This is a genomic window from Fructobacillus sp. CRL 2054, from assembly GCF_028764065.1.
Classification (GTDB): domain Bacteria; phylum Bacillota; class Bacilli; order Lactobacillales; family Lactobacillaceae; genus Fructobacillus.
Map to the genome: position 1 here is coordinate 88,034 of NZ_JACOFN010000006.1, position 8,827 is coordinate 96,860.

10 protein-coding genes and 1 riboswitch are annotated in these 8,827 nt (G+C 40.7%); of the genes, 4 read left to right on the forward strand and 6 right to left on the reverse strand.

Features of this window, described 5'->3' with window-relative positions:
• Nucleotides 1-42: 42 nt before the first annotated feature.
• Together H7198_RS04015 and H7198_RS04020 are read right to left on the reverse strand one after the other, a co-directional pair.
• Nucleotides 43-792, reverse strand: a complete 750-nt coding sequence (locus H7198_RS04015) for an amino acid ABC transporter ATP-binding protein (RefSeq protein WP_274458497.1) — start codon at nucleotides 790-792, stop codon at nucleotides 43-45.
• A complete protein-coding gene (locus H7198_RS04020; protein ID WP_274458498.1) occupies nucleotides 789-2,237 on the reverse strand; it encodes an ABC transporter substrate-binding protein/permease in 1,449 nt (482 codons plus the stop codon). The genes H7198_RS04015 and H7198_RS04020 overlap by 4 nt, the downstream gene beginning before the upstream one ends.
• Before the next feature lie 138 nt (nucleotides 2,238-2,375).
• Between H7198_RS04020 and H7198_RS04025 the strand changes: the two genes are divergently transcribed.
• Nucleotides 2,376-3,368: a sugar transferase gene (locus tag H7198_RS04025; RefSeq protein ID WP_274458499.1), complete on the forward strand. Its 993-nt coding sequence runs from the start codon at nucleotides 2,376-2,378 to the stop codon at nucleotides 3,366-3,368.
• Nucleotides 3,369-3,416: 48 nt separating this feature from the next.
• Here H7198_RS04025 and H7198_RS04030 read toward each other — a convergent pair whose 3' ends face one another.
• Together H7198_RS04030 and H7198_RS04035 are read right to left on the reverse strand one after the other, a co-directional pair.
• Nucleotides 3,417-3,782, reverse strand: coding sequence for a hypothetical protein (locus tag H7198_RS04030; RefSeq protein WP_274458500.1), 366 nt, complete (start codon nucleotides 3,780-3,782; stop codon nucleotides 3,417-3,419).
• 133 nt (nucleotides 3,783-3,915) lie between these two features.
• Nucleotides 3,916-4,218: a DUF2316 family protein gene (locus tag H7198_RS04035; protein ID WP_274458501.1), complete on the reverse strand. Its 303-nt coding sequence runs from the start codon at nucleotides 4,216-4,218 to the stop codon at nucleotides 3,916-3,918.
• A gap of 103 nt (nucleotides 4,219-4,321) precedes the next feature.
• Nucleotides 4,322-4,425: riboswitch (TPP riboswitch) on the forward strand.
• Between the two features lie 127 nt (nucleotides 4,426-4,552).
• On the opposite strand from H7198_RS04035, the gene thiW reads away from it, so the two are divergent.
• A complete protein-coding gene (gene thiW / locus H7198_RS04040) occupies nucleotides 4,553-5,056 on the forward strand; it encodes an energy coupling factor transporter S component ThiW (RefSeq protein WP_274458502.1) in 504 nt (167 codons plus the stop codon).
• A gap of 50 nt (nucleotides 5,057-5,106) precedes the next feature.
• Here thiW and H7198_RS04045 read toward each other — a convergent pair whose 3' ends face one another.
• Nucleotides 5,107-5,718: a helix-turn-helix domain-containing protein gene (locus tag H7198_RS04045; RefSeq protein ID WP_274458503.1), complete on the reverse strand. Its 612-nt coding sequence runs from the start codon at nucleotides 5,716-5,718 to the stop codon at nucleotides 5,107-5,109.
• Nucleotides 5,719-6,256: 538 nt separating this feature from the next.
• Here H7198_RS04045 and H7198_RS04050 point away from each other — a divergent pair.
• The gene (locus H7198_RS04050; protein ID WP_274458504.1) at nucleotides 6,257-7,729 is read left to right on the forward strand and encodes a BspA family leucine-rich repeat surface protein; all 1,473 of its coding nucleotides are present in this window, start codon (nucleotides 6,257-6,259) and stop codon (nucleotides 7,727-7,729) included.
• A gap of 233 nt (nucleotides 7,730-7,962) precedes the next feature.
• Nucleotides 7,963-8,199, forward strand: coding sequence for a hypothetical protein (locus H7198_RS04055; RefSeq protein ID WP_274458505.1), 237 nt, complete (start codon nucleotides 7,963-7,965; stop codon nucleotides 8,197-8,199).
• Between the two features lie 86 nt (nucleotides 8,200-8,285).
• Here H7198_RS04055 and H7198_RS04060 read toward each other — a convergent pair whose 3' ends face one another.
• The gene (locus H7198_RS04060; RefSeq protein WP_274458506.1) at nucleotides 8,286-8,714 is read right to left on the reverse strand and encodes a hypothetical protein; all 429 of its coding nucleotides are present in this window, start codon (nucleotides 8,712-8,714) and stop codon (nucleotides 8,286-8,288) included.
• Nucleotides 8,715-8,827 lie beyond the last annotated feature (113 nt).

Below are 8,827 nucleotides of genomic sequence, written 5' to 3' on the forward strand. Positions count from 1 at the left end.
TGACCATGGTCTAATTCCTCTCGATTTTCGTATCAGAAGAACTTAGGCATGCATAACCTTCGACAAGAAGGTTTGCAAACGTTCGTTCTTCGGTGCAGTAAAGATCTGTTCTGGTGTGCCAGATTCTTGAATCTTTCCAGATTCAAAGAAGACAACACGGTTGGCAACCTGCTTAGCAAATCCCATTTCGTGGGTAACGATTACCATCGTCATTCCAGTCTTGGCAAGACGCTTCATAACTTCCAAAACATCCCCAACCATTTCTGGATCCAAGGCAGATGTTGGTTCATCAAAAAGCATGATGTCAGGATTCATTGCCAAAGCACGGGCGATGGCAACACGTTGCTTTTGTCCACCAGAAAGCGAATTGACAGAAACATTCGCCTTGTCTGGCAAACCAACAGTTTCAAGCAATTCCTTTGCCTTTTCTTCGGCTTCGGCCTTTGTCATCTTGCCCAATTGAACAGGGGCCAAGGTGATATTTTCAAGAACCGTGTAATTATTGAAGAGATTAAAGTTCTGGAAAACCATTCCGATATTTTCGCGAACCTTATTGATATTCGTCTTTGGATCCAAGATATCATGTCCATCAACATCGATAACACCAGAATCTGGTTTCTCGAGAAGATTGAGCATTCGCAAGAACGTCGACTTACCGGAACCAGAAGGGCCAATCATTACGACCACTTCGTTATCCATGACGTCCAGGGAAATATCGCGTAAGACATGGTTATCACCATATGACTTGTTGACTTTGTCAACGTGTACTTTCACTTTTTTCTCTTCACTCATGCGTTCATCCTTTTTTCAACCCAGTTACTGAACCAAGTCAGCAACGTTATTACAACCAAGTATATCATAGCAACGATTGCCCAAACACGAAAACCTTGTGAGTTACGTGTGACAATCAACGTTCCAGTTTGTGTTAATTCAAGAATTCCGATTGCAGAAAGCAATGACGTATCCTTCAATGTAATAATAAACTGGTTAATAAATGATGGCACCATCAAGCGCAAGCCTTGAGGAATAATGACCTTCCGCATTGCACGGCTGTGTGACATTCCCAGTGAACGAGCAGCTTCCATCTGGCCAGCATCAACGGATTCAAATCCTCCACGGACAAAGGCTCCCGTATAGGCTCCTTCGTTTAAGACCAAAGTCAGAATTCCGGCCGACCAGGCTGAAATCTTCGTTCCAGTCAAAGCTGGAATACCAATATATAGGAAGAAAGCCAAAACCAACATTGGCATTCCACGGAAAATGTAGATAACCGTTGTTGATAATGAGCGGACCCAAAGATGTGTCGAAACACCCATCACACCAAGCAACAATCCCCAAAGGGAAGCAAGGATAATACCAACAACCGTCAAGTACATCGTTTGCTTCAAGCCAGACCAGAAGGCCGAACGGTTTGTCTTCAAGATTCCCCAAACCGTGCTGTTATCCTTAGCAGAACCCGTAAAAGTCTCCGCCTTAGCATCCAAGTACTTGTTAATAATCTTATCGTAAGTACCGTTCTTCTTGATGATTGCTAGGCCCTTATTGAAGTCGGCTAGCAATTCGGCGTTTTGCCCCTTCTTAACGGCGAATCCTAAGTCCCCCGCAGCAAATGGGTCCTTTGGATTTTGAACCTTCAAAGCAGTCCCGTTCTTAATGGTGTACTGCAAAACAGGCATATCCGCAAAGGTTGCAACTGAGTTACCATTAATCACATCGCGGTAAACCGTATCAGAATCAGAGAAGTAAGTAATCTTGAAACCGTACTGGTTCTTGATTGACTCGGCATACTCAGCACCAGCGGTACCAGTCTTCAAAGCAACCGTTTTACCCTTTAAATCAGACAAAGACTTAATCTTTGAATTCTTGGCGGTTGCCCAGGCAATTCCTGTCTTATAATAAGGGTCAGAAAAGTCATAGACAGCCTTACGATCATTAGTAATCGTCGTACCCGCAATCACACCGTCGGCCTGTGATGAAGCAACCGACTGCATGGCTGCGTTAAAGGCCATTGGCTTCACTGTAACTGTAAAGCCTGCAGCCTTTGCGATAGCCTTCAATAAGTCCTGATCAATTCCGATGTATTGATTATTCTTGTCCTGAAAGTCAAACGGAGCATAAGTTGCATCCGACGTAATGGTATAATTTGGCTCACTGGCACTTGCGGTATTCTTAGAAAGTCCGAAAACTGCAAAAAGCGCAGAAAGCGCCACCAAAACTGTTAGTAATCCTTTTTTCATGGTAACCCCTCTTGCATTGTTAACTTCAGTCTAGCAGGCCAACTAGAGGGGATTCTGAATTACGTTAGATATTCTAACATCGTTTTATCAATTGGTCTAGTCCTTACTCGACTTTTATTGGAGAAAAATTAGAGAAACATGCACTATATCACACAGACAATTGAACCTTGGATGCCGGCCGGCGCGCTAAAGGCAAAAGCTGATCTTGCTCAAATAGCAGAAGACCAAAGTTGGCAGCGACTCCCAATCGAACGATATAACGACGTTCGTTTTTCTGACGAAGTACGCAGTAGCAAAATTGACACGATGCTAAAAAGAGTCATGCCCGGGGACATTATCGTTCACCAGTTCCCAACTTACATGTCAGAAAACTTTGAAAAAGAGTTTCAACAGGCTATTCAAAAGCGCGGTGCTAAATACACCTTATTAATCCACGACTTTGAGCCCCTCCGCGTCGAACGAAAAAAAGCCTGGGAGTGGCAACTAGCAGAAAAGGCCGACCTAATTGTTGCCCACAGTCAGCAAATGATTGAACAATTTAAAGCACATGGTATTCACAGTACAGCCATTACTATCAACCTCTTTGATTACCTTGGGATATCCCCAGCTTCTGCCCCAACTTTTGAAAAAGTCATTAACTACGCTGGCACCTGGCAAAAGGCTCCTTGGCTACAAACTTACAACGGCCCAGCACTCCGGCTCTTCGGATCACGCCCTAAAAAGTGGAAAGAAATCGAACTACCCAGCACAGTTGAATGGGTCGGCTCTTTTCCCCCTGACGAAATCACCCTAGCCTTTCAATCCGGATTTGGACTGCTCTGGGACTCCGATTATGACGATAAATATTTTCAAAGCTATACGAAAATCAACGCACCACATAAGGCTTCTCTCTATATAAAGGCTAGTCTTCCAATCATCGTTTGGTCACACTCCTACCTGGCTGATATGGTTAACGAACGGAACATTGGATTTACCATCGATTCATTAGATGAACTAGAAGCTAGTCTACAACAAATTGATCAACAAACATATCGGATGATGCAAGCAAATTTACGTCCTATTCAAAACAGGGTTAACCAGGGCCAGTACACAGCAGAAATGCTAGAAAAAGTGATTGATTTCTTCAAATAAAAAAGCAGCTCCGTTTAGAAGCTGCTTTTTATAATAAGAAAATCAACATTACTTTTTTACTTTGAACAACCAAAACAGTTGATCAACAAAAGGAATCAATATCATTAAAAGGAAATACCACGATTTACTAAAAAAGAATAACAGAACTAAAAGAGCAACCAGAAAATAGTTCATCCATTTAAAATTAAGTTCTGTACCTTCATAATCGCGATACTTACTTACATGAAAAACCTCAAACATAAATTCTTTATAGAATTCTGTTACGTTTGCTATCCATTCCGGCAGACGCATACAAACTAAAAAAACAATCGTTCCTACAAGAAAGACGAGATTTTGAGTTAACAACAATAAGATAAATGAACTATAAGCTAAAACAATTGAACTCTTATTATTCTTTTTTGGCTTCTTCTCCAAAGCGTTTCTCCCCACTAGTCAAAAAAATATAATAATAAGATGCTATCATAGCCTAATTTATATGTAAATATGACAACTTTTCAATATCAAAAATCAAAAACACCCCCACCATTCTTTGGCCGGGGTGCTGTTTTTAATTTGCTAAATGGCCTGCTTCAATACGACTCTGTTCTAAGAACCAATACTGGCTTGGGTCACCAGTTAACTTTGAAAAAGCAATTGGCTTTTTACCCTCAGACAAAAGTTCTTTTTCTAAGAAAATCTTTAAAATCCAAGGTTCCTCAATAAAAGAAGTCTTTAATTGAAGAACGTCTTCCAAGTGTTGTGGACTAGTTTTTAGCGCTTCAGCCACCCGTTCAATCGGCCATCCTAACAATTGGAAGTTTTCATTCAATTCTCGAATGGTATTCACACGTTCTGTTGGATTAAGTGACATATAGAACCTCCTGCCAAAATAAGCACTAAATCATTTGCATCTAGTCTAAACTTCTTTTTTATTAATACAAGTTTTTCTGTACAATTTTACTATTTCTACCTATAATAATTCTTCGGGGAGTCCGTGCGACGGGCTGAGAGGGTAATACATTACCGACCCATTGACCTGATACGGATCATGCCGTCGTAGGAATCACTTCCACGCTTTTAATGCGGACGTCTTTTTCGGGCGTCCTTTTTTTGTGGACAAAACGAAGAAAAGGAGGCTTTTTTCGGCATGATTTGTACAAAAATAATCTATTGTTTTTATACAAAATATACAAAGGAGTTCTCCAATGAACAAAAAACTTTCCAGTAAGAAGCTAATTGTCACTGCTATGCTCGCTGCTCTCGCCTACGTCCTCAACACGATGGTCGTCTTCCCGGCCATGGCCCCCTTCCAACATTTCGTTAACGTCTTGGCAGTCTACCTACTAGGCCCATGGTACGGAATGGCTGCTGCCTTCCTTTGTGGTTCACTTCGTATGCTTTCCGGTCGCACCATCATGGCTGTTACCGGTGGCATCGTTGGTCCACTGCTATCCGGCTACATTTACAAGAAAACACAGAACATCTACCTACTGGCACTTGGCGAAGCCATCGGTTCTGGCGTGTTCGGGGCACTACTGTCCTACCCATTTATGGTCGCTTTTTATGGCATGAAGGGTGGTAATTGGGGACATCTCATCCCCTTCTTTCTTCCATCAGCTGCAATGGGGAGCCTCCTTGGATTAGCTGTATTACTTTTACTTAAAAAGTCGCACCTACTCCATAAACTAAAAAATCAAATCAATAACTAATAAGACTTTTCAAACAAAAAACGTCTCGGTTATCCGAGACGTTTTTTCTATTAATGTGTTGCTCCCCAAAACGCGGAGAAGATACCAAACGCAAAGCCACCAATTGGAAAGATAATCCACCAGTAGCGGGCTGCAAACTGCCAACCATTTTGAATGGGCTCTTGTACATGTCGTTTCAAATCATATCCCACCGTTTTCGGATATTTGCGATCAAGGTGTCGACTCCAAATAATCCGATTAAAGTAAATCAGTAACGCCATCGCTAGGAAGAGACATGCAATCCAAACGCTACCCCAGAATGCTTGCTTACTTTCTCGTAACTGCCCAATTGGATAACCGGTTAACATCAGGACTAAAAACAAAACGGCATAGGTCAGTAATGTCATTGTGCTCTTTTCAGCTCGACGTTCTTTCTTTTGCCGTTCCAATTCCTGTGAAAACTCCATCACTTGTACTTCCTTTTGTTCCTCTTCGATGTCTTCAAATAAATCACTGACCGAGACATGAAGGGCCTTTGCCACAGAACTCAGTGAAGTTAACGAAACGTCTTTCCCCGCTTCCATTCGCTGAATAGTACGAACTGTTAGATAAGACTTTTCTGCCAGTTCTTCTTGTGTCCAACCACGTTCTTTTCTGAATTTTGCTACATTTGTTTTATCCATACTTCAATCCTAATAAAAACTAAGCATTCTGTACACGACAGGCACACGACAATGACCCGACAGCATATCTAAAGACATTATAGAACATTTCTGCAGTAAAGCATTCCATACCCACAATTAAAAAAAGAGACTACTTTCCACTACCATACACTCAAAATTTTAATCTTCTTTTATGTTTTCTTGGCTAGAATAAAGACAACTCATTTCTGTCATAATAATAAAATAATTATGAAATAAATGTTACAATTTAACTTATACAAATTATTCAGTGCATCTTTTCTAAAGTAAGAATCAATTGAAAATTCAGCACTTTTCCTGGAGAAAATACTAATACTAATGAAAAACACGTTTACAACTGTCAGCCAAAAAGAACTGGGTCGTTCTCTCTGTTTCAACGCTGGCACTTCTTGGTGCAGGGTCACTTGTTTCAAACGAAGGCACTCATCTATTACCTAACAGTACGATTTCAGCCAGTGCTGATACCACTACTGGAACATATGGTAGCGTTTCATATCAATATGACAATGCAACAAATACATTGACCTTTACTAGTGGCGGGACACTGCCATCAATCAAAGAAGCATCCCAACGTATCGATGAGATGTTCCCAGAACTCCAGCACATCGTGTTCACACAAACGGTTCAAGCACCGCAAGACTGTACTCAACTATTTGCAATGTTACGACATTTGGAAGACTTCAAGGGACTAAACTACTTAGACACTAGTAACGTCACCTCAATGAACGCCATGTTCAACTACGAAGATACCATCACATCACTTGATCTTTCCGGCTTTGATACCTCCAAAGTAACTGACATGTCCTGGATGTTTACTAACACCCAAAACTTACAATCAGTTAATCTTTCTAGCTTTAATACTAGCAACGTAACCACTTTTGAAGCTACCTTCATGGAATCTGGCCTGCAGTCCTTGAACCTATCAAACTTTGACACTAGCAAGGTTGTCTACCTAAACGACACCTTCAGTCACATGCCAAACATCAAGTCACTTGACCTATCAAATTTCAACACATCAAGTTTGATCGACATGCACAGTCTTTTCAAAGATTCAACAGCTTTGAAATCAATTGATATCAGCAGTTTCACTACTGATAAAATTGTGACTAAAATTATAGTGGGGACGGCACATGTCGTACTCGACAAGACCGGTGTAAGCGACATGTTTGAAAACACTGGTAACGGAACAACACTTGCTATCAAAATGCCAAACGCCTTCTTTTACGATGATGCTGAACTCGGTAACGGTTACTCAGCTTTCATCGCTGCTAATAGTGGAACGCTGACTGACCCTAAGGGATATCTCCTGAATAAGTCTGAATTCCAAAGCATGTTTACAACTGGTACTAAGACTGCTGGCTGGTACGTTTGCTCTTCGGCAACAAAGACTACTGAAAACAAAACACTCACTCGTACGGTCAACTACGTTGATGCAAAAGGCAATGAAATTGCTGGACAAGCACCAACAACGCAGACACTGCACTTCCACCGTACGGTAACGACTTTAGCTGGAACGAACTATAAGACATATTCAGACTGGGAAGCCGATTCAACTGCTGACCAAGCGTTTGACAACATTGATGTACCGCAATCATTGAATGATGGTCAGCTAATCAATCCAACGGTTAACGGAAAGAATGTTAAGACAATTTCCACAAACCTTCCTACTTTGGATGACAATGATACACAAAGCGAAACTGTCAATGTTATTTACAGCGCTAAGTCTGCGGATACACCATCGAATAACAATGATAACGGCGGATCAAGTTCAAACAATAGTGGAAGCAATGCAAGCAACAATGGAACGAATGATTCAAACAACAACCGTTCCTCTCACCACTCATTGAACCTCCCCTCAACGGGAGGTAACGAATCCCTTGCAGCTGCTTTACCTGCCACTGCCAAAGTCGTTTCCGAAAACGCCTTTATCACAGCGCCATTCTTATTTACCGCACTCGCGGCCGGACTTTACTTCACAACAAAGAAACACTAATCGTTCATTAATAAATTATTACAAAAAAGACTTCCGATTTTACTCGGAGGTCTTTTTGCTTTAGAACAGCTATAAATAAAATGAGAATTCCACCTTTTACCGAATAATAAATTTCAAAATTAGTAATATTTTTATAATTTGCCCCTAAGCCGTAATTTATCAGTCATATAGCCGAAATATAAGATTGCTAAACTTACTATTAAATCAATACGCAATACTTTCGGAGGTGCACCATGATTAACTTTACTGTTTCAAATGAGCCAATGAAAAATAATGATACTGTTGAGTTCTACGTTCACTCAGGATACTCTGCCAGTAAACGTTCATGGTTTGTTTGCGTTGAAAACGCAATTCCCTTCTACAAAAAGTGGTATTGTTCATCAGAACAAGCAGCTGATGAGCAAGCAAAAGAACTCTCACAACAAATTCGCTCGGGTCGCTTTCAAAAGAAAATGACTTATCAGTTTTAAATAAAAGGCATGCAGTTATATAACTGCATGCCTTTTAACTATCTTTATTATAAAATAACTTCCATTCTAGCTTGGTAGCAACCTAATTATTTCAAAGAACTAGGTATCATATCGGCTCCCGTTTCAAATCGACTATCTGATTCTCGATTAGCCCCATTGACAATATTTTGATGGATTTGATCTGCTGATTCTTCGTCATGACTTTGGTTAGGTGTGTCGTAAGCAGCATTATCATCATTAGAATCGGTTCCACTGGAAGCAGGAGTATTATTCGTATCTCCCTGGTTGTTAGAAGAACCATCATTAGTTGAACTAGAGCTTGCACTTACCTGACTAGATGACTGACTCATTGCCTGATTGGCAGCCTGCTCTGAATTATTAGATGAACTAGATGACTTAGTTCCCTTCTTTTTTGTTACAGTAACCGAAGTTTGATCGGCCTTACTACTTGTTGATTTAGAACCTTGATTAAAGAAAAATACGATGCCGCATATAGCGATATGCTCGTATGTCAATAAGTTAGACACTTTTTTTACATCACTAGGTTCGATTCATAGGTATGAATCCGTTCATGATTATATCGATGGATATAGCGTGATATTCGCGTAACCAGCTCAAATTTACTCTT